Consider the following 20,963-nt stretch of genomic DNA (forward strand, 5'->3'; position numbering starts at 1 on the left):
TTTTAAGGGGGATTTAGGGGGATCTTGCACGCTTTGCTACAAACAGTAGGACTTTGCAAACATCCTCTTAGAAGTTAGAAGTCCTAGCAGCGCTTAACTAGCGATCCAAAATCGCAAATCCAAAATCAAGAATCGGTATCAGAACTAATCCTCAAACACTGCCCCTTTTTGGATGAGCTGTCGCCGCGTCTCCTTGGGAATGCCTTGGTTCTGACGAAAGCGAGCCTTTTCGACCTCTACACCGTCCAGATTCGCATCGTTGAAGTTGGCATAGTACAGGTTTGAACCGCAAAGATTTGCACTGTAGAGGTTTGCGCCCCGCAGGTCAGCACTCATCAGATTTGCTCGCCGCAGGTTAATCCCCAACAGCATCGCCTCTCCCAGTTTGGCGCGGCAGAGAGCGGCTCCTGTCAAATTGGCGTAGCGCAAGTCCGAGGCAAACAGGTTTGCATCCGACAAATCTGCACCAATCAAGTTTGCCCGCATGACCGTGGCGCTGGTTAGATTTGCACCCGATAGCGTTGCGCTCGTAAGACTGGCATCATTAAGCTTTGCGCTGATTAGCACTGCGTTATTGAGCATCGCGCTGGTCAGGTTTGCGCCGCAGAGATCAGCGCTACTGAAGTTCGCGCCCCGCAAATCCGCACCAATGAGGACGACCCCCTTGAGATCCGCCCCCATAAACATTTTTCCGCTCAACCCCAGCTTGGGATGAGCGGAACCTAAGACATTACTTGTATAGCCTAGCCCAGCAGCCTTAAGAAGTTCAGCGGGATCGTCAGTCTCAGCATTCTGAACCCGGTTGATTGCCTGTAGAAGCCCTTGAAGCGAGTCCTGTATCTCTTGACTCTCTAGACCTCTATCACCCCGTGCAAATTCTTGTAAAAATCTCTTAAGGGCTTGATCGTCGTCACTCACGTCTCAACCCATCTGCTGAAGGTATACCCTTGGGTTTGCTTCCCATAGTTTAATCAGGGTTTCAATCACTGCCCGCTTGCTGGGGCTGACCTCTTTTGCTAGAAGCTCTTGGAGGGCTGCTACGGAACTACACGCCTGAGGCTGCATGTCGGACTTGGAGGAAGCGGCATCGGAACCGGAAACAACATACAGGTGCCTGGGCAGGGTGCCCTCGAAACGATCAGCGTGCAGCATAACAGCTTACCGGAGGTGGGGTGGGATTATAGAGAAGGGAATGACTGGGTAGAGGAACTCGGTCAATCGAACTGCTCAATCGAATATGACTTCAAACTAAACCTGAAGCTTCAGTCAGTGCATCATCCAACGGGCATCACTCAACAGCAGGATTACCTCAAGAAATAGAGAAGAGATAACGCTAGCCTGCATCGGGATCCTGAGTATAACTACAGACCATGAAGAGATAACCTGACCTCTTAGAGGGACAGGCCTGTTAAAGCCACAGAAACCCTAGAGCCAGAGTTAAGCGCCAGAGTTATAGCTATACTCTCTACACTATAGCAGCAAACTCTTCGCACTGCCCAATAATTTGTTATGAATAGATTTTCGCTCATCTCACCGAGCGTCTAATGGGCTAATCCCTCACGCAGCGCGGGGTTGACGCTTCATCACCAGCGCGACGAGCAGCGCTGCTGTGCCACAGGTTAGCCCCAGGAATAGCCAAAGTCCGAGGTTTCGCCCTTTGTAATAGGCAACCGCCGTTGCAGCCAGCCCAATGACGCAATGCAGCGCGAGGAGGAGGTAAAGGGTCTGATCAGCGGGCATGACGGGGGCGATCGCCCTGATATCTGTTTCTAAAGCTTCTAAAGCAGTGTCCATTGGGAAGGGGGTGGGAAGGGGGTGAGGGGTATGAAAAGACGACTCGGTGAGGATTGTAGCACTGCGGGCTGACTTAGCTGAGTATCGGAGCGCGATCGCTGCGCTGGAGCGTGATCAGCGTGACGGGGTTGAGCGGGGCAAAGCGGGTAAGGGCGGCAACGGGCACTGTACGGGCAAGGTTGACCTGGAGGGCGTGCTGTTGCCAGGTGGAGCGGTTCGCCTGGAGCCAGGTCTGGGCGATCGCCAGATGGTCGAGGGTGGCGATCGCCAGCACCATCCGTCCTCCCGGCTTCAGCACCTCGGCACAATCATCCAGAATTTCGCCCAACTGCCCGCCGCTGCCGCCAATGAAGACGCGATCGGGCGCGGGTAGCAGGCTCAGCGCTTCCGGAGCTTTGCCCTGCATAGGTTTGAGGTTTTTGACCTGAAAGCGCTCGGCATTTTGCTGGATCAGGGAGAATCCGGCGGCGGTTTTCTCTAGGGCATATACGGTGGACGCGGGACAGAGGCGGGCCGCTTCGATGGCAACCGACCCCGTGCCCGCGCCGACATCCCACACCACTTGCCCCGGTCGCAGCGCCAGTTCTGCTAGCGCCAGCACGCGGACATCGCGCTTGGTCATCAGGCCGGGGCGATCGCCAAAACTGAGAAATGCCGCATCGGGAATCCCGAACATAGGCAATGTCGCCAGATCAGGCGCGTCTGTCTCTGCGTCGCGCAGCAAAATCACCACATTCAGCGGCGCAAACGGGGTGTCTTGTTGGGCCGCCAACTCTGCGGGTGCAAAGCACTGGACTCGCTCATCTGCGCCGCCCAAGTTCTCGCAGACCCAGAGGTGATACTGCCCCGGCAAGTCCAGATCGCACACTAGCCGGGCGATCGCCGGGGGGGTATTGTGCCCATCTGTCAGAGCAGCGATTTTGGCTGCACCCTGCTGTAAGGCTTGCATCAGCGTGTCGGGCGATCGCCCGTGGGCGCTGACTAGTCGCGCATCCTGCCAGGGCACCTTGACCCGGCTAAAGGCAAGCTGGATGGCGCTGAGGTGGGGATGAAAGGTGAGCCAGTCGGCAGGAAACTCGGACAACAGCAGTCGCCCCAGTCCAAAAAACAGCGGGTCGCCGGAGGTGAGAACGGCTATGGACAAACCTGTATCTGCATCTGTCTCTGGATCTGCATCTGCATCTGTCTCAGCTTGGGAAGCTGCACCGATGTAGGCGTGGATTTGCCGCAGCATGGCGTGGAAATCTGCCAGGGGAACTTTGGGGGCGGCGTGGTCGGGGAAGTAGGCCAGATGGCGATCGCTCCCCACCAGCAGCGTGGCGCAGTTCACCGCCTGCCGTGCTGCTGCCGTTAGCCCTGCGGCACCCTCCAGCCCAATACCCACAACATGAATCGGAACCATTTAGGGCTGCACCCGGCAAACTAGCGCATATTCTGCTTTTTCTCTTTTTTGGGATCGCGCTTGGCAGCGGCGGCGATCTCGGCATCCAGAATCGTTTGCCCAGTCGCGGCGAGGTACACGTCATCCAGGCTGGGGCGCGACTGCGACACGCCAAAGATGGGCAGCCCGTTTTCCTTTAGCACCTGCTGAATCGTCAGCAGCGCATCGCTCTGGGTGTCTACGACCAGGTTGAGCGAATTGCCCTGGGCTTCGTTCACAATCACCTCTTGCACAAAGGGCAGCGTTTTCAGCAAGTCCGTGGCCCGCTGGGCTTCGTCTGCTGGGGTAAACTCGCGCAGGCGCAGGGTGATGCGATCGCCCCCCAGTCCGTCTTTCAGTGCCGACGGCGTGCCAGATGCAATCACCTTACCCTGGTCGATAATGGCGACCCGATCTGCCAGCGCGTCTACCTCCTCCAGGTAATGGCTGGTCAACAAGACCGTTGTGCCGCCCTCCCGCAGCTTCCGCAAAAAGTCCCAAACCGCTGTGCGGCTTTCGATGTCTAGCCCCACGGTCGGCTCGTCTAGCACCAGCACGTCCGGCTGATGCAGCAGCCCCGCCGCTAGGTCTAGGCGCTTGCGGATACCGCCGGAGTAAGTGCCTGTTTTTTTGTCGGCGTAGTCGGTCAGTCCCAACAGCGTAATTACCTGATTGATGCGATCGCCAATCGTTGCCTTGGGCAGATGATACAGCGCCGCTTGCAGTTCCAGCAGTTCCCGCCCCGTCAGCACCTTATCCAGCGCCACTTCCTGGGCAACGTAGCCAAGCCGCTGCCGCGCCAGTCGGGGATTTTCTAGCACCGAGTCGCCCGACACCTCGATCCGCCCCGCATCAGGCGTAGACAGCGTGCAGAGGCAGCGAATCGTCGTCGTTTTGCCTGCGCCGTTGGGCCCCAGCAGCCCAAAGATTTCTCCTGGTTCGATCTGAAGCGACACGTCTTTGACCGCTTCTACGCTGCCGTAGCGCTTCTGTAGGTTTTCGATTAGAACTGCGGGAGCCATGCCAGTTTTAGTAAGCAAGTCACTTGAGTTGACGACACTTCATATTCTACAGAGTGCTGACTAGGGACGGGGAGGCGAAGGGCGATCGCCCCTCATAGCTCATATCCCAGTGTTAGCAGCACTACATCTTCTAGCTGAGCGATTGTTTCAGGGGCCAATTGCCCCAGCTTTCGGATTAACCGCGCCTTATCCAGCACACGAATTTGAAAACACAGCGCAACTGAGTCCTCCGAAAGTCCTCCATCTCCTCGACGAATCAGTAAACACACAGGCAATGCTGCACGCCGCTGATTTGTTGTTAAAGGAATAGCAACAACCGTTGTAGAAAATTGAGACACAACGTCATTCTGAAACACAACAACAGGACGTACTCCAGCTTGCTCAGATCCTTGAGTAGGATTCAAGTTCGCTAGCCAAACCTCACCCCGTCTCTGTACCTCAGTCATTGATCCTCTTCGCGCAGCAACGATGCGTAGTCTTCCATCCCTGCTTCAGCAAGCGCTCGATCGGCTTCTGCAAATTCAGTATTGAGAAGCGCGAGCTGCTCGGCATCGAGCATTCGACGGCGCTTGTTGCGAAATCTTAGAAACGCAATAAAGTCGGCAACCTGTTGAAGCTCTTCGGTCGTGAGCTGCTCAATTTCTTGCTTAATACTTTCGCTGCTAACGGTTGCACCGGATTTCAACATAGAGGGCAAGGTTACGGAAAGTCTAGATTTCTACATCCTAGTGTAGGAATGTATGTCCGATGAATGGACACGCTTTATAGATAGGGCGATCGCCCGCCGTTTGTCCTAATAACCCTTTCATCGCACAAACCATTCGCCCGCACCCATGCGCCCGCGCAGCAAACTCCGTACAATATAGTGTTGAAATAGAATGCTGAGATTTTCAATGTGAGCCGGGAGCGCCAGTATGCCAGCAGCCGTGGGAGTAATTCAGACCGTCGGGTTTCCAGGGATTTTGGCGGCGGCAGATGCAATGGTGAAGGCGGGCCGGGTGACGCTGGTGTATTACGGACTGGCGGAGCGGGCAGAGTTCCTGGTGGCGATTCGCGGCAGCACCTCGGAGGTCAAGCCCGCCATTGAGGCTGGGGTGGAAGCGGTGAATCAGGTCTATGGCGCGGAACTGGTGGACTACTACATCATCCCCAACCCACCGGAGAACCTGGAAGTGGTGCTGCCGATTAAGTACACCACCAAAGTTCAGCAGTTCATGTAATGGAGTTGTGGGGTTGGCGTAATGGGCGATCGCCCATTTGGGCTTCCTCCGATGGATTTGCCAAGTCCCTTACAAAAACCCAATTGCAGCGGTAATCGATGCTTATCAATCGCGCTGATTAACGCCTATTTCCGTGCATTAAGCATTTTTGTAGATATGACTCGAAGCGTAGGGAAAGCCATCGATTTTTTTCGATGGGGCATCACTTGACCGTACAATGTGGGTTGGATTGGGTTCGATTTTTACCCGCGAGTTGAGTATCGGGCGAGCGATCGCCTCTGGAGAGAATCATGCCGGTTGCAGTTGGCGCACTAGAAACAAAGGGTTTTCCTGCTGTATTGGCAGCAGCAGATGCAATGGTAAAGGCGGGTCGCGTAACCCTGGTGGGCTACATTCGCGCCGGAAGCGCTCGCTTTACGATCATGATTCGCGGCGACGTGTCGGAAGTGAAGCAGGCAATGGACGCGGGCATCGAGGCGGCGCAAAACACCCCCGGCGGCACGCTGGAAACCTGGGTGATTATTCCCCGCCCTCATGAAAACGTAGAAGTGGTGCTGCCCATCGCCTTCACCCCGGAGGTCGAGCAGTTTCAAGACGCTATCGGTGTGCCGCGTCTGCCGGGTCGTGGGAATGGCGCTGGGCAATAGCCGACGGGGTAATAGTTTAGGGGCAATAGTTTAATCGAGCGATCGCCAACCCTGCACCATGACCCTGCCCGACCACGCCATTGTTTCTGTACCCGCAACAACGACCAACATTGGGCCAGGGTTCGATTGCCTGGGCGCAGCCCTGTCGCTTAGAAATCACTTCACCTTTACCCGCCTAGTCCAAAGCATCGAGCCGGTTCAAATCTCGGTTTCAGGACTGGAAGCAGCGCGGGTCAAAACCAACGCAACGAATCTGGCCTATCAGGCCTTTTCCAGACTCTTTCAGCATCTCAAGCAGTCGCCGCCGCTGATTAAGCTAGAGATTCGCCTGGGCGTGCCTTTGGCGCGGGGGTTGGGCAGTTCTGCCACGGCCATCGTCGGCGGGCTGGTGGGTGCAAATGTGCTGGCTGGGTCGCCGCTAAGCGAAGCCGAACTGGTGGCGATCGCCGTAGACATGGAAGGACACCCAGATAACGTCGTGCCTGCGATGCTGGGTGGCTGTCGGCTGGCAGCAACCGATCTGAACGGAGAATGGGCGATCGCCCCTGTTCCCTGGCATTCCGAGATCGTCCCCGTTGTTGCGATTCCTGATTTTGAACTGTCCACCGCCGAAGCCCGCCGCGTTCTGCCTGCCGCATACAGCCGACCCGATGCAGTGTTCAACATGGGGCATCTGGGGCTACTGCTGCGGGGATTGGACACTGCTCACTCCGACTGGCTCCGCGCCGCGCTGCAAGACCGCATCCATCAACCCTATCGGCGATCGCTCATTCCCGGCTTTGATGCCGTAGAAGCCGCCGCCGTTGCTGCGGGAGCCTACGGGCTGGTGATCAGCGGTGCCGGCCCAACCCTGCTGGCCCTGGCCCACGCCGATATCGCGCCCCTAGTTGCGGAAGCCATGAAAGCCGCCTGGGAAGATCGGGGAATTTCGGTTCAGGCTCAGGCGCTGCACCTCGATCCGACAGGGGTTTCGATTCAGGGCTAGCCGCTTGGCTGACTGTTTACACTGGCTGACTGTTTACACTGGCTGACTGTTTACACTGGTTGCCTGCTTACACTGGCTGACTGTTTACAGCAGTTCCGCCGCGCCAAAGGTTGCGTTAAACCGTCGGCACCACACGGCTGCTGAGTTAAACTCGTCCAGATTTACGCTATTGGGAATTGCGTAGCGCTGTGCCCCCTGGGTTCTCTGCAATTCTGCTAGCACCACATAATCGCCCTCCCGGATGGCATGGGCAGGCGGAGGGGTGGAACCAATCACATTCCCGCTACGATGCAGAATTACCGTTAGATCGGGACCGCTATTCGTGCGGAAGTCGTTGCCAAATTCTAGAAACCGCTGCCCGTTTTCGGTCACGATTTGCGCCGTCCCCTGCGTCGGGTGTTCGCCGCTCACAAAGGTTCCAGACTTCACAATTCTCGGACTCGCGGCGATCGCCCCAGGAGATGCAGCCAGAGAAGATTGCGGTGAAGCAGCAACGACCTCCGAAGTCGCCGCGACAGACGGCTCAGCGGGCGGTTCCACGGCCACCTGAGCGGCACAGCCAATCCCAGTTAGCATCGTCAAACCCAAACAAGCTCGATACAGGTTCATCAACCCTCCTCCCAAGCAAAGTTCTCAGCACCTTTCTCAAACAGCGATTGCCCCCATCCTGGCAGGAATCGCCGGATCAAAGCTGATAATCAGATGAGAATTGCCAAAGCAGAAGTAGTGAATTGGATCGAAAATCCTACAACCATCCTGGGCGCTCGGCTCGGAACTTCTGGTTCTTCAGGTAGGCTAGGATGCTGTTTTCACAATTGCTCATGCCTTGCGCCCGCGAGAAGTCGCCCGCCTGCGGAAGTCCGTAGTTCGCCGATGGAAATAAATTTCGGCAAAAAAAAGAGACCATAATGGTCTCGTTTACCTCAGTGGAGTCTTCAACTCGGAAACCAAAAGCTTGATCATGCTGGCGGGCAATGGGTTACAACCCGACCAATAGCCTCACTTCTATAGCGATTTCCATAGCCAAAACCTAAAAGCTAGCTGGGAAGGGCGATCGCCCCTAGGCCAGTCCAGTATTCGAGCCGGGCTTACCCGTTGCCAGCTCAACCTTCACAATCTTGCCGCCCATTTTCTGAATGCGCTGCTGCTCCCGGAACCAGCTATCGTAGGGAACCAGCTTGGTGAAATAGGTATTTTGCAGTTCGCGCTGGGTGCGAATCCGGGTCTGGCTGGGAACGCAAGCCGTAATCTTGAACATCCGCATGGGTTACATCTCCTAACCGGAAAGAAGCAACGAAATAGATTAGCCGCACCTGTTTCAAAGTGCCCGTTCTGAGTAGGCAGAACGTTGAGGAAAAAGTCGATTGATATCAACCCCAAAAATTCTTAAATGCTGGGAGCCTAGCGTTAATCTCAAACCCTCGGAGCCGCCTCTTTAGAGAAAAAGCCTGCGATCGCCTGAAACCAACACCAAAACTCCCAGCCAAAAGTTACAAAATTCAAAAGCGTAAACCGTGAAGCTCGAACCCTTTCAATTCAGACTTCCCGTTTCCACTTTCATCCTTGGAGCCTAGCTCAAGCCAGAGCAGATGTAGTCGAAATACACGCCCATTTCCTTGCCAGCGTCAGCACCCACCAAGCTGGCGGTCACTTCTTTCATGGCTTGGATTGCTTGCACCGTCGCAGCCACAGGCACGCCCAGCGAGTTGTAGGTTTCCTTCAGACCGTTGAGCACGCGCTCATCCAGGATGGAGGGGTCACCCGCCAGCATGGCGTAGGTGGCGTAGCGGAGGTAGTAGTCGAGGTCGCGGATGCAAGCTGCATAGCGACGGGTGGTGTACATGTTGCCGCCGGGACGGGTGATATCCGAGTACAGCAGGGACTTGGCAACTGCTTCCTTCACGATGGCAGCAGCGTTGGCGCTGATGGTGGTGGCGGCGCGGACGCGCAGTTCACCCGTGGAGAAGTAGCCCTTCAGCTTTTCCAGAGCGGCAGTATCCAGGTATTTGCCCTGAACGTCAGAAGAATTAATAACAGAAGTAATTGCGTCTTGCATGGTCTCGCTTCCTTAAAAAGTGAATCTTGATGCATTCAGGCAACAGTTGAGGGCAAAACCCTACTGCATTGCGCCGATAACGTAGTCGAAGTAAGCGCCAGCTTCAGCCGCATCTTCGCCAGACATCATGGACGTTGCCACGCTCTTCATTGCGCGAACGCCTTCTGCCACTGCTTCGATGGGAGTACCCAGAGACTTGTACATCTCACGCACACCCACGATGCCGATTTCTTCGATGGGAGTGACATCGCCTGCAACCACACCGTAGGTCACCAGACGCAGGTAGTAGTCGAGGTCACGCAGGCAAGTAGCGGTCATTTCTTCGCCGTAAGCGTTACCACCGGGAGAAACCACGTCGGGACGCTTTTGGAACAGTTGGTCACCCGCTTGCTTCACAATCCGCTCGCGAGAGTCGGTCAGCACTTGGGCAATCCGCAGACGCTTTTCACCAGAGGTGACAAAGCCTTTGATCCGGTCTAATTCACCCGGGCTGAGATAGCGAGCCTCAGCATCGGCATTCACGATTGACTTCGTGACAATACTCATTGATGGATTCCTCCGAAAAGCAAAATGTAACCAGATGTGTCTAAACTGGCGTTCATGTCTGAACGACTGAGCCGCTAGCCAGATAACCTCTAGAGCGCCGCACAGGAAATCCTATGCAGGAAAACCCATGAGAAAATCTCTGAGAAGGCTCGCCAAACAAACTCAACTGAATCCATAAAGTTCATACAGTTGAGCCTTTTGCGGACTGGCATAGTAACTTTCCATACTCTACCCCTAGTGCTACCCCTCCACACGAGTGTGACCAGAAGTACATAAGGGTTGAGGCTCAGCTACCTTCCGCAAACATTTTGCGGCATCAGGTTGTCATTCTTAGTTTTGTTGCAACATTTTGTAATCTTCTTCCTCAGGATTGACAGAAGTGTCGCCATTCTGCTGTTTGGGTCTTGCGTCATCGTTTGGTTAAATAGGCAACAGATCACGCCCAATTTTTGGTAGTCTAGTTCCTTATTGGGTTGAGAAAAGTAGCTTGCATTCTAGGTCGTGAGTGAATTCTCGCTTGCGCGATTTGGAGTTGTAGTGCCTACCGATTTCAGCCTCGATGTTGGGTCAAGCAGAGGGTGAATAGTGGACATCCAAATTGGTAAGGGTAAATCTGCCCGCAGAGCCTACGGTATCGACGAAATTGCACTGGTTCCAGGTTCGCGCACGCTCGACCCATCTCTCGCCGATACCCGCTGGACAATCGGCGGCATTGAGCGGGAAATTCCGATTATTGCCAGCGCAATGGACGGGGTAGTGGATGTGCGGATGGCGGTAGCGCTGAGCGAACTGGGCGCGCTGGGCGTGTTGAACCTGGAGGGCGTGCAGACGCGCTACGATGATCCAGATGCCGTCCTAGATCGAATTGCATCGGTGGAAAAGCACGAGTTTGTGCCGCTGATGCAGGAGCTATACGCAGAGCCGATTAAACCAGCGCTAATTGAGCAGCGGATTCAGGAAATTAAGCAGCAGGGTGGGATTGCGGCGGTGAGCGCGACTCCGGCAGGTGCGTCTCGGTTTGGGCAGACCGTGGCCAAGGCCGGCGCAGACCTGTTTTTCGTGCAGGCGACGGTGGTATCAACGGCGCATCTGTCGCCGGAGTCGATCACGCCGCTAGATTTGGCGGACTTTTGTCAGGAAATGCCGATTCCTGTGATTTTGGGGAATTGCGTGACCTACGACGTGGCGCTGAATTTGATGAAGGCGGGCGCATCGGGCGTGCTGGTCGGCATCGGGCCGGGCGCGGCCTGTACCTCTCGTGGGGTGCTAGGGGTGGGTGTGCCTCAGGCAACGGCGATCGCCGACTGCGCGGCTGCCCGCGACGACTATCATCGTGAAACCGGAAACTATGTGCCAATCATTGCGGATGGGGGTCTGATTACGGGCGGCGATATCTGCAAGTGCATCGCCTGTGGTGCAGATGGCGTAATGATCGGGTCGCCCTTTGCTCGTGCGGCCGAAGCGCCCGGTCGTGGCTATCACTGGGGCATGGCAACGCCTAGTCCTGTGCTGCCTCGCGGAACCCGCATTCGCGTGGGGACGACGGGGACGCTGCGCGAGATTTTGCGCGGGCCGGCCAAGCTGGATGACGGCACACACAATTTTTTGGGTGCGCTGCAAACCAGCATGGGCACGCTGGGTGCAAAGGACATTCGGGAGATGCAGCAGGTCGAGGTGATTATCGCGCCGTCGCTGCTTACGGAGGGCAAGGTCTATCAAAAGGCTCAACAGCTTGGCATGGGTAAATAAGCCTGGATGGGTAGATAAACCTATTCGTCAAGTAACAATCTGATAAATTTTTCGCCTGGATGGGGCGATCGCCCCATATCCTCCAGTCCAGTCCTTTACAATAGATGTAGCGGAGACGCATGTTTCCGTTCACTCCTCACACCACACTCCGCCTGGGCATCCGTGTTCAGGCGGTTCTTATTGCGGGTTTTTCCCTTATTTTGAGAGAACTTTGGGCGATTTTTAAGACTATTTGAACTTGTTGAACTTGCACTGAGGGCGATCGCCCTCCTTCAGAAACGTTCAGAGACATTACTTTCAGAGACGCTACTTTCAGAGACATTACTGAGAGCAACCTGTTCCACACTCCATCAAAACTTAAAATCTCTGCCTGAGTCGAATTGAATCAAGCAGAGATTTTTTGCAATATGGCAGGGTTTTAGTTCCCAATCTCAGGCAATCTCAGGATTGTTACCTTCTACATCATGCCCATGCCGCCCATACCGCCCATGCCGCCCATGCCGCTCATGTCGCCGCCGGGAGCGGGAGCCGCAGGTTCAGGCTTTTCGACCACCAGCGCTTCCGTCGTCAGCACCATCGCCGCCACCGAGGCCGCATCCTGCAAACCAGAGCGCACGACCTTCGCCGGATCGAGAATCCCCGCCGCGATTAGGTCTTCATAGGCATCGGTGAGCGCGTTGTAGCCCTTGCCAAACTCCATCGCTCGCACTCGTTCCACCACGACCGAGCCTTCGACTCCGGCATTGTCGGCAATCTGGCGCAGCGGGGCTTCTAGCGCTTTCATGATGATGTTAGCTCCGATTTGCTCCTCCGCCGAGAGCGTGTTTTTGAAGTCAGCCAGCTTTTTGCTCAGGTGCAGCAGCGTGGAACCGCCACCGGGCACAATGCCTTCCGCCAGCGCGGCTTTCGTCGCGTTCAGCGCGTCTTCGATCCGCAGCTTTTTGTCCTTCAGTTCCGTCTCGGTGGCTGCGCCGACCTTAATCACGGCCACACCGCCCGTCAGCTTGGCCAGGCGCTCTTGCAGTTTCTCGGAATCGTATTCTGAATCCGTTTCGCTAAGCTCCTTGCGGATTTGAGCGATGCGCTTGTCCAGAGCCACCTTATCGGGGGCTTCGGCAACCAGTGTAGTGGTGTCTTTCGTAATGGTGACCTTGCGGGCATTGCCCAGCATTTCCAGCGTGGCGGTGTCTAGGCTGAGGCCAATTTCCTCCGCAATCATCTGGCCGCCCGTCAGCACGGCAATATCTTGCAGCACGGCTTTGCGGCGATCGCCAAAGCTCGGAGCCTTCACCGCAACCACGTTCAGCACGCCTCGCAGACGGTTGACCACCAGCGTTGCCAGAGCTTCGCCTTCGATATCTTCAGCGATGATCAGCAGCGGCTGTCCGGCCCGGGCAATCTTTTCCAGAACGGGCACCAGTTCACCAATCGAGCCAATTTTCTGCGTGGTGATTAGAATCGCAACATTCTCCATCTCGCAGATCATCCGCTCCGCATCGGTGACAAAGTAGGGCGAGATGTAGCCGCGATCGAACTGCATCCCTTCCACAACTTCCAGTTCTGTGGTCAGAGACTTGGATTCCTCCACGGTGATCACGCCATCGCGGCCGACTTTCTCAACGGCTTCGGCAATAATTGCGCCAACCTCTTCATCACTACCTGCGGAAACCGTGGCCACCTGGGCGATCGCATTTCCCTCAATCGGCTTGGCGACGGCTTCGATCTCATCCACCAGTTTGGCCACTGCTTTTTCAATACCGCGACGCAGACTGATGGGGTTCGTCCCAGCCGCCACATTCTTCAGCCCCTCGTGGATGATGGCCTGGGCCAGCACCGTGGCAGTGGTCGTGCCATCACCCGCCAAATCTTTTGTTTTGGAGGCAACTTCACGAATCAACTGCGCCCCCGTGTTTTCTAGCGGATCTTCTAGCTCGATCTCTTTGGCAATCGTGATGCCGTCGTTGACAATCTGCGGCGCACCAAACTTTTTCTCCAGCAGCACGTTGCGTCCCTTCGGCCCGAGCGTCACGCGCACCGCATTGGCGATCGCATTCACGCCGCGCTCCAGCGCCTGCCGAGACTCTTCCTCAAACACAATGATCTTAGACATACCTTTGTTTTCGTTAGCGCTCCTTCCAGAATTTAGCACTCTAATGGAGGAGATTGCTAAATCTCTAGCGGCGATCGCCCTTTGCAATCCTTCTCTGGCCAGACGGTAAACAGCAACCCGCTTTGCTATGCTAGGGAGCCTGCCGTTTGCATTCATGCATCTTCGGATTGATCGGGAGGAGATTGCCTGTGAACCGTCGCGCCATCCGCCCTACCGCCCTCACCCCCAGACTGCTGACCCTGGTGCTGGTGGCGCTGATGCTGGGGCTTCTCTTCCGCGTCATCAACATTGACAAAAAGGTGTATTGGCACGACGAAGTGTATACCTCAATGGAAATGACCGCCCAGCGGCGCTCGGAGGTCGTCGAGCAACTCTTCACCGGGCGCATCGTCAGCCGCGATGAGCTGCAAGCCTTTCAGCGGTTTCGCCCAGAACGCGGCTTGGGGCAACTGTTAACTTCCCTGGGACAGGAAGACCCCCAGCATCCGCCCCTGTACTACATTCTTGGGCGATTTTGGGTGCAGCTATTTGGCGATTCGGTGCTGGCGCTGCGGAGTCTGGCGGTTGTCTTTGGATTACTGATGCTGGTCTGCGCCTACTGGCTCTGCATGGAGCTATTTCAGGCTCCGGCGATCGCCCTGATGACGGTTGGCCTGCTGGCCATCTCGCCCTACCATGTCCTCTATGCCCAAGAATCGCGAGAATACAGCCTGTGGGCGGCGCTAATCCTGACCTCCAGTGCGCTGCTGCTGCGGGCGCTGCGGCTGGGCACCTGGTCCCACTGGGCGCTCTACGCGCTGAGCCTCACAGCAGGACTCTACACGTTTTTGTTCACGGGTTTGGTAGGCATTGCCCACGGCGTATACGTGCTGCTGAATGGCGGCATCTCGCGCAAGTGGGAAAAATGGCGCATGACTCGTGCTGGCACCGCATACCTGGGATGGTCGTGTGTGGCGATCGCCGCCTTTGCGCCCTGGCTCTATTTCCTAGTGAAATATCGTGACGTTTTAAGCAACACCACGGGATGGGCAAGAGAATCGCTGCCGCTGTGGGTGATGGTGAAAGCATCGGCGCTCAACTTCAGCCGCATCTTCATGGACTTTGACTGGAATCCTGACACCTTTGCGCTCTGGTGGCTCTGTATTCCGCTGCTGATTTTGGAAATATTTGCGCTGCTATTTATCCAGCGAAATGCGCCGCGCCATGTTTGGACTTTTGTGTGGACCCTGGCTCTGATTCCTGTGTTGATTTTGGCGCTGCCGGATCTAATTTTAGGCGGACAGCGATCGATTGTCGGGCGATATCTTGTGCCCAGTTTTCTAGGACTGCACCTGGCAGTGGGCTATCTTCTAACGATGAAAATTGAGGTTTTTGGGGCAAAAAATCGCAAATTCTGGCAGGCGATCGCCCTCTCGCTATTCTTCCTAGGCTTCCTGTCTAATGTCATTAGCTCCCAGGCAGAAACCTGGTGGAATAAGGGGGTTAGCTACCACATTCCGGCGATCGCCCAAACGCTGAACAAGGCGAATCAACCCATCGTGATTAGCGATGACTTTGGGATCAATATCGGTAATCTGATCGCCCTCAGCTATCGCACAAACGATGCCGTCCAGTTCTACCTGTTAAACCATGAAGCCGAAGCAAACGTACCGTCAGAGCAGTTTCCTGATGGCTCCGATGTCTTCGTGTTCCACATGCCAGAAGCTGAGCGAAATCAGATCCAACAATCTCTCGGAAAGCCTTTAAGTGAAGTGGGTTGGTATCTTTGGAAAGTTGAGCAGTGAAAGTTTTTATCAAGTTTTTACCCAAAAAAATCAAAGATTAGAATCCTGAACTCTAGTCCGAAGGATTGATGGATTCGCTATCAGCAAAGAAACCGATTTTTGAAATTTATTTTTGCTGTCAAACCCGTTTTAGGTCATCGGTTGGTGTTTTTGGATTTGGGTAAATCCGATCAACCAAGCGGGGCGATCGCATGTTTAGAAAACTAGAAAATGCGGTTTTGGACGTTAAGGGTGATTACGTCTGGCTTAAACCTGACTCGATTCGTGATCAAAAAAACCTGCGGGGTTTGCAATGTATTTGCAATTTATAAGTTTTTCCTATTGGGTGCATCAGCAAATTGTTTTACATTTATTTGCAAAACAGTGAGCAAATACTTTTTTTGATGCTATCACTCGTAAATAAATATCTCAGCTTGTTTATCAATTTGTATCACTTGCAGCGTGAAGCCTCCATTTGACAAGCGTTTTCTGGTAAAACGACAGATGTAACACTTTTTAAGCGGTCACGGTTTAGCGCTCTCCTGGCCCACTGCGGCAGCCTAGCACTGCTGTCTGCTGTTCTGCGTTGTCCAGAGTTTCGGAGCCTACCCTGTTCCGCCCATAGCCAAAGCTGATTGCAAAACCTGTTTGAGAGGAGCCGACCTGCATGTTCACTCACGTCAAGCCCACGGTCAGACACATTGTTCCCGACAATCTCAACGGGCGTGCGCTGATCAAGGTGGTCTATGTCGTGCTAGAGCCGCAATATCAAAGCGCCCTGTCTGCGGCGGTGCGTTCGATTAATGAGAGCAATCCCGACGTGGCAATCGAGATTAGCGGCTACTTGCTAGAAGAGTTACGTAGCACTGAGAACTACGAAGCCCTGCAAAAAGACGTTTCAGAAGCGAATATCTTTATCGGCTCGCTAATTTTCATTGAGGAGCTAGCAGAAAAGGTCGTAGCTGCGGTGCAGCCCATGCGCGATCGCCTCGATGCCGCCATCGTCTTCCCCTCCATGCCCCAGGTGATGCGCCTGAACAAGCTGGGCAGCTTCTCCATGTCGCAACTGGGGCAGTCCAAAAGCGTCATTGGCGAATTCATGAAAAAGCGCCGCCAGAAGCAGGGCGCAGGCTTTGAAGACGCGATGCTGAAGCTGCTAAACACCCTGCCCAAGGTGCTGAAGTATCTGCCGATGGACAAGGCGCAGGATGCCCGGAACTTTATGCTCAGCTTTCAATACTGGCTGGGCGGCTCGTCCGAAAACCTGGAAAACTTCCTGCTGATGATAATTGACCGCTATTGCGACGTGCAGGCGCTGAAATCTGCGACGCTGCAATATCGCGATCCGGTCACCTATCCCGACATGGGCATCTGGCACCCGCTCGCGCCCCAGATGTTTGAGGATCTCAAAGAATACCTCAACTGGCATGGCTCTCGGCGAGACATTGGCGCAGATATGAAAGATCCCCTCGCGCCGACAGTGGGGCTAGTGCTGCAACGGACGCACCTGGTGACGGGCGACGACGCACACTATGTGGCAATGGTGCAGGAACTCGAAAGCATGGGCGCACGGGTAATTTCCGTGTTTGCGGGCGGGTTGGACTTTTCAAAACCTGTGGACAGCTACTTCTATGACCCGCTGACGAAGCAGCCCATTGTGGACGTGGTGGTGTCGCTGACGGGCTTTGCGCTGGTGGGCGGCCCGGCGCGGCAGGATCACCCCAAAGCAATTGACTCGCTGAAGCGGCTGAATCGTCCCTACATGGTGGCGCTGCCGCTGGTGTTCCAGACGACGGAAGAATGGCAAGACAGCGACCTGGGGCTGCATCCCATCCAGGTAGCGCTGCAAATTGCGATTCCTGAACTGGACGGCGCAATCGAGCCGATTATTGTATCGGGTCGCGATGGCGCAACGGGTAAGGCGATCGCCCTGCAAGACCGGATAGAGGCGATTGCCCAGCGAGCCATGAAGTGGGCAAACCTCCGCCGCAAGCCCCGTCTGCAAAAGCGGGTTGCCATCACTGTGTTTAGCTTCCCGCCGGACAAGGGCAACGTGGGCACGGCAGCTTATCTGGACGTATTCGGCTCCATCTATGAAGTGATGAAGGCGCTGAAGACCAACGGCTACGACGTTGAGGAACTGCCGGAGTCTGCCGAAGCGTTGATGCAGGCGGTGATTCACGATGCCCAGGCACAATACGCCAGTCCCGAACTCAACATTGCCTATCGCATGTCGGTTCCGGAGTATGAGCAGCTCACGCCCTATTCCACCCGTCTGGAAGCAAGCTGGGGGCCGCCGCCCGGACATCTGAACACCGACGGTCAAAACCTGCTGGTGTTTGGCAAGTCCTTTGGCAATGTGTTTATCGGCGTGCAGCCCACCTTCGGCTATGAGGGCGACCCCATGCGGCTGCTGTTCTCCCGTTCTGCCAGCCCGCACCACGGCTTCGCTGCCTACTACACCTACCTGGAAAAAATCTGGAAAGCCGATGCGGTGCTGCACTTTGGCACCCACGGGTCGCTGGAATTCATGCCTGGTAAGCAAATGGGCATGTCCAACGAGTGCTATCCCGACAGCCTGATTGGCACGATTCCCAACCTCTATTACTACGCGGCGAATAATCCGTCGGAGGCGACAATTGCCAAGCGTCGCGGCTATGCCGAAACCATCAGCTACCTGACTCCGCCAGCGGAAAATGCGGGGCTATATAAAGGACTGAAGGAACTCAGCGAACTGATCGCGTCTTACCAAACCCTGAAGGATTCGGGACGCGGCGCATCCATCGTCAACGCAGTGGTGGAAAAGTGTCGCCAGGTCAATCTAGATAAGGACATCGTGTTGCCGGATGGCGACGCTGGCGACCTGTCGGCAGAAGACCGCGACACGCTGATCGGCAAAGTCTACATCAAGCTCATGGAGATTGAGTCGCGCCTGTTGCCCTGCGGTCTGCACGTCATCGGCAAGCCCCCGACCGCAGAAGAGGCGATCGCCACGCTGGTCAACATCGCAGGACTCGATCGCCCCGAAGACGGCATCAAGAGTCTCCAGCGGATTATCGCCGAGAGCCTGGGGCGCGATATCGACGAGGTATACAAAGGGAGCGATCGCGGCGTTTTGACCGACGTGCAGTTGCTCTACGACATCACCCAAGCGGTTCGCAAAGCCGTCGCTGCAATGGTGCAGGAGCAAATCGACGCGGACGGGCGCGTGTCTCTCGTCACCAAGCTCAACTTCTTTAACCTGGGTAAGAAAGAACCCTGGATCGAAGCGCTGGCAGAGGCGGGCTATCCCAAGGTCAACGCAGACGACATCAAGCCGCTGTTTGAATATCTGGAGTTCTGCCTGAAGCAGGTGGTAGCGGACAACGAACTGGGCGCACTGCTGCAAGCGCTAGAGGGCGAGTACGTCCTGCCTGGCCCCGGCGGCGACCCGATTCGCAACCCCGATGTGCTGCCTACCGGTAAAAACATCCACGCCCTCGATCCGCAGTCGATTCCCACTCTAGCGGCGGTGCAGTCGGCCCAGATTGTGGTCGATCGCCTGTTGGCCCGGCAAAAAGCGGAAACAGGCACTTATCCCGAAACCATCGCCTTCGTCCTCTGGGGCACAGACAACATCAAGACCTATGGCGAATCGCTGGCCCAGGTGATGCTGCTGGTGGGCGTGCGTCCGGTTCCCGATGCGCTGGGCCGGGTGAACAAGCTGGAACTGATTCCGCTGGAGGAACTGGGCCGCCCCCGGGTAGACGTGGTGGTGAACTGCTCTGGCGTGTTCCGGGATCTGTTCATCAACCAGATGAATCTGCTAGATCGCGCGATTAAAATGGCGGCCGAAGCGGATGAACCAGTCGAGATGAACTACGTGCGTAAGCACGCCATCGAGCAGGCCAAAGAGTTGGGCGTAGACGTGCGTCAGGCTGCAACTCGCGTGTTCTCCAACGCATCCGGTTCCTATTCCTCCAACGTGAATCTGGCGGTGGAAAATAGCACCTGGGAAAGCGAGGCCGAGCTTCAGGATATGTACCTGTCGCGCAAGGGCTTCTCGTTCAATTCCGACAATCCGGGCGTAATGGACGATTCGCGCCAGATTTTTGAAACCGCGCTGAAGACGGTAGATGTGACGTTCCAAAATCTGGATTCTTCGGAAATCTCGCTAACGGACGTGTCCCACTACTTCGACTCGGACCCGACAAAGGTCGTGTCTCGTCTGCGGAAAGACGGTAAGCAGCCCGCCGCCTACATTGCCGACACCACCACGGCCAACGCTCAGGTGCGAACCCTGTCGGAAACCGTCCGGCTGGATGCCCGCACCAAGCTGCTGAATCCCAAGTGGTACGAGGGAATGCTGTCCCACGGCTATGAGGGCGTGCGGGAACTGTCGAAGCGACTCGTGAACACGATGGGATGGTCGGCAACGGCGGGCGCAGTGGATAACTGGGTCTACGAAGACGTGAACACCACGTTTATCGAAGACGAGGAAATGCAGAAGCGCCTGCTAAACCTGAACCCCAACTCCTTCCGCAAGATCGTCGGCACGCTGCTGGAGGTCAACGGTCGCGGCTATTGGGAAACCAGCGAAGAAAACCTAGAGCGCTTGCGCCAGCTTTATCAGGAAGTAGAAGACCGGATTGAAGGAATTGAGTAGTCCGTTCTCCGGCGCTTCGCTTGCGGCGTTATACAGGCGTTATATACATGCGGCATGTAAACGCGGCGTAACCTAGATACGGCGTAACCTAAAAATCCCCTGCCTCTTGGAACCGTGCCAGAAGCAGGGGATTTTGCTTGAGAAGAGCGATCGCCCCGCCTAAACCAGCCAATCTAGACCAGGTAGAACAAGCGCGATCGCCCTTTTTCCTGGGTTAAGGCTACAGCCTATCGACGGCGGCCGGGGCGGCGCCCCCCTTCATCGTTGCTGCCGCCGCGAGGACGCGAGTTTCCAGGGTCGCAGCCCTCTGGCCCATTGCCAATGCCCTGATTGCAATTGCTGCGACGACCCCGGCGATCATCATCGTCATCGTCCCAGTCATACCCCCAGTCATCATCATCCCAATCCTCATCGTCGTCGCAGGCAGCACTACAGTAGCTATAGTTGCCATCGGAGCCAATCAGCACAATGGAGCCACTCGACGTACCGATGCGCTCGTATTCGCGGATCAGTTGGGCCACTTCGTAAACCGTTGTGGTACTGACATCAACAACCCTAAAGCTGCTGCCTGGAAAAGAGATGAGAGCAGGAGCCAGCGCCGAGCGGAATACGGAAATTGTGCGGCTGACCAAGGAGAAATTGCCCGTTTGGAACGAGCTAGTGTAGGTGCAGGTCACAGGCGGGTTGGGCAGCCCGCGCACTGCAAACAAGCGCGTGTCGATTCCCTGGGTGCTGGGCAAGAAGGTGACGCGGCTTTCCTCATAGCGGCTGCTGCTGATTCGCGTAAAGTAGTCATACACTGTTGCGCCCTGATCGATAGACCCGTTGCGATCGCCATCAATTCCATAGACCGTCCGCACAATCCGCACCTCTGACCGCTGGCTCGGCAGCACCAAGCTGACGGCTGTAAAATCCGACAGCAGTTCAAACTCACTGTAGCCAATGAACTGGTTTTGCGGCGTGTAAAGGCGCACCACGACGCGATCGCCCCGCCGCAGCCCGCCCA

17 protein-coding genes and 1 pseudogene are annotated in these 20,963 nt (G+C 55.7%); 6 read left to right on the forward strand and 12 right to left on the reverse strand.

Annotated features, from left to right (window positions below; all coding sequences use genetic code 11):
- Positions 1 to 144 precede the first annotated feature (144 nt).
- The 6 genes from IGS51_RS13675 to IGS51_RS13700 all read right to left on the reverse strand — a co-directional run bounded on the left by IGS51_RS13675 (position 145) and on the right by IGS51_RS13700 (position 4,924).
- Positions 145 to 681 carry a pentapeptide repeat-containing protein gene (locus IGS51_RS13675; RefSeq protein WP_297078960.1) on the reverse strand — a complete coding sequence of 179 codons (537 nt, stop codon included), beginning with the start codon at positions 679 to 681 and terminating at the stop codon, positions 145 to 147.
- An 876-nt stretch (positions 682 to 1,557) separates the two neighbouring features.
- Positions 1,558 to 1,794 (reverse strand): hypothetical protein, encoded by a 237-nt coding sequence (locus tag IGS51_RS13680; RefSeq protein ID WP_297078962.1) that lies wholly within the window; start codon positions 1,792 to 1,794, stop codon positions 1,558 to 1,560.
- 73 nt (positions 1,795 to 1,867) lie between these two features.
- Positions 1,868 to 3,196, reverse strand: a complete 1,329-nt coding sequence (gene cbiE, locus IGS51_RS13685) for a precorrin-6y C5,15-methyltransferase (decarboxylating) subunit CbiE (protein ID WP_297078964.1) — start codon at positions 3,194 to 3,196, stop codon at positions 1,868 to 1,870.
- A 20-nt stretch (positions 3,197 to 3,216) separates the two neighbouring features.
- On the reverse strand, positions 3,217 to 4,236 hold the full coding sequence (locus IGS51_RS13690; protein ID WP_297078966.1) for an ATP-binding cassette domain-containing protein: 1,020 nt from the start codon (positions 4,234 to 4,236) through the stop codon (positions 3,217 to 3,219).
- A gap of 92 nt (positions 4,237 to 4,328) precedes the next feature.
- Positions 4,329 to 4,682, reverse strand: coding sequence for a type II toxin-antitoxin system PemK/MazF family toxin (locus IGS51_RS13695; RefSeq protein ID WP_297078968.1), 354 nt, complete (start codon positions 4,680 to 4,682; stop codon positions 4,329 to 4,331).
- Positions 4,679 to 4,924 (reverse strand): hypothetical protein, encoded by a 246-nt coding sequence (locus tag IGS51_RS13700; protein ID WP_297078970.1) that lies wholly within the window; start codon positions 4,922 to 4,924, stop codon positions 4,679 to 4,681. The genes IGS51_RS13695 and IGS51_RS13700 overlap by 4 nt, the downstream gene beginning before the upstream one ends.
- A gap of 226 nt (positions 4,925 to 5,150) precedes the next feature.
- Between IGS51_RS13700 and IGS51_RS13705 the strand changes: the two genes are divergently transcribed.
- The 3 genes from IGS51_RS13705 to thrB all read left to right on the forward strand — a co-directional run bounded on the left by IGS51_RS13705 (position 5,151) and on the right by thrB (position 7,088).
- On the forward strand, positions 5,151 to 5,456 hold the full coding sequence (locus IGS51_RS13705; RefSeq protein WP_172353681.1) for a carbon dioxide-concentrating mechanism protein CcmK: 306 nt from the start codon (positions 5,151 to 5,153) through the stop codon (positions 5,454 to 5,456).
- 290 nt (positions 5,457 to 5,746) lie between these two features.
- On the forward strand, positions 5,747 to 6,103 hold the full coding sequence (locus tag IGS51_RS13710; RefSeq protein ID WP_225906729.1) for a carbon dioxide-concentrating mechanism protein CcmK: 357 nt from the start codon (positions 5,747 to 5,749) through the stop codon (positions 6,101 to 6,103).
- 58 nt (positions 6,104 to 6,161) lie between these two features.
- Positions 6,162 to 7,088, forward strand: a complete 927-nt coding sequence (thrB, locus tag IGS51_RS13715) for a homoserine kinase (RefSeq protein ID WP_297078973.1) — start codon at positions 6,162 to 6,164, stop codon at positions 7,086 to 7,088.
- A gap of 84 nt (positions 7,089 to 7,172) precedes the next feature.
- Here the strand turns inward: thrB and IGS51_RS13720 are convergent, their stop codons facing one another.
- The 4 genes from IGS51_RS13720 to apcA all read right to left on the reverse strand — a co-directional run bounded on the left by IGS51_RS13720 (position 7,173) and on the right by apcA (position 9,690).
- Positions 7,173 to 7,664 carry a DM13 domain-containing protein gene (locus tag IGS51_RS13720; RefSeq protein WP_297078975.1) on the reverse strand — a complete coding sequence of 164 codons (492 nt, stop codon included), beginning with the start codon at positions 7,662 to 7,664 and terminating at the stop codon, positions 7,173 to 7,175.
- Between the two features lie 484 nt (positions 7,665 to 8,148).
- Positions 8,149 to 8,352: a phycobilisome linker polypeptide gene (locus tag IGS51_RS13725; protein ID WP_068510880.1), complete on the reverse strand. Its 204-nt coding sequence runs from the start codon at positions 8,350 to 8,352 to the stop codon at positions 8,149 to 8,151.
- A 306-nt stretch (positions 8,353 to 8,658) separates the two neighbouring features.
- Positions 8,659 to 9,144, reverse strand: coding sequence for an allophycocyanin subunit beta (gene apcB, locus IGS51_RS13730; RefSeq protein ID WP_172353678.1), 486 nt, complete (start codon positions 9,142 to 9,144; stop codon positions 8,659 to 8,661).
- Positions 9,145 to 9,204: 60 nt separating this feature from the next.
- A complete protein-coding gene (gene apcA, locus IGS51_RS13735; protein WP_277773014.1) occupies positions 9,205 to 9,690 on the reverse strand; it encodes an allophycocyanin subunit alpha in 486 nt (161 codons plus the stop codon).
- A gap of 585 nt (positions 9,691 to 10,275) precedes the next feature.
- On the opposite strand from apcA, the gene IGS51_RS13740 reads away from it, so the two are divergent.
- On the forward strand, positions 10,276 to 11,439 hold the full coding sequence (locus tag IGS51_RS13740; protein WP_297078977.1) for a GuaB3 family IMP dehydrogenase-related protein: 1,164 nt from the start codon (positions 10,276 to 10,278) through the stop codon (positions 11,437 to 11,439).
- 457 nt (positions 11,440 to 11,896) lie between these two features.
- On the opposite strand, the gene groL is transcribed toward IGS51_RS13740, so the two are convergent.
- Positions 11,897 to 13,549 carry a chaperonin GroEL gene (gene groL / locus IGS51_RS13745; RefSeq protein ID WP_297078979.1) on the reverse strand — a complete coding sequence of 551 codons (1,653 nt, stop codon included), beginning with the start codon at positions 13,547 to 13,549 and terminating at the stop codon, positions 11,897 to 11,899.
- A gap of 188 nt (positions 13,550 to 13,737) precedes the next feature.
- On the opposite strand from groL, the gene IGS51_RS13750 reads away from it, so the two are divergent.
- Entirely contained in the window at positions 13,738 to 15,333 is a 1,596-nt protein-coding gene (locus IGS51_RS13750; RefSeq protein WP_297078982.1) for a glycosyltransferase family 39 protein, read from the forward strand.
- Positions 15,334 to 15,979: 646 nt separating this feature from the next.
- Positions 15,980 to 19,957, forward strand: a complete 3,978-nt coding sequence (locus tag IGS51_RS13755) for a magnesium chelatase subunit H (RefSeq protein WP_297078983.1) — start codon at positions 15,980 to 15,982, stop codon at positions 19,955 to 19,957.
- A gap of 227 nt (positions 19,958 to 20,184) precedes the next feature.
- Here the strand turns inward: IGS51_RS13755 and IGS51_RS13760 are convergent.
- A pseudogene (locus tag IGS51_RS13760) lies at positions 20,185 to 20,963 on the reverse strand (hypothetical protein); the annotation flags it as partial.

It is taken from the genome of Thermoleptolyngbya sp. M55_K2018_002 (assembly GCF_015295965.1).
GTDB lineage: Bacteria > Cyanobacteriota > Cyanobacteriia > Elainellales > Elainellaceae > Thermoleptolyngbya > Thermoleptolyngbya sichuanensis.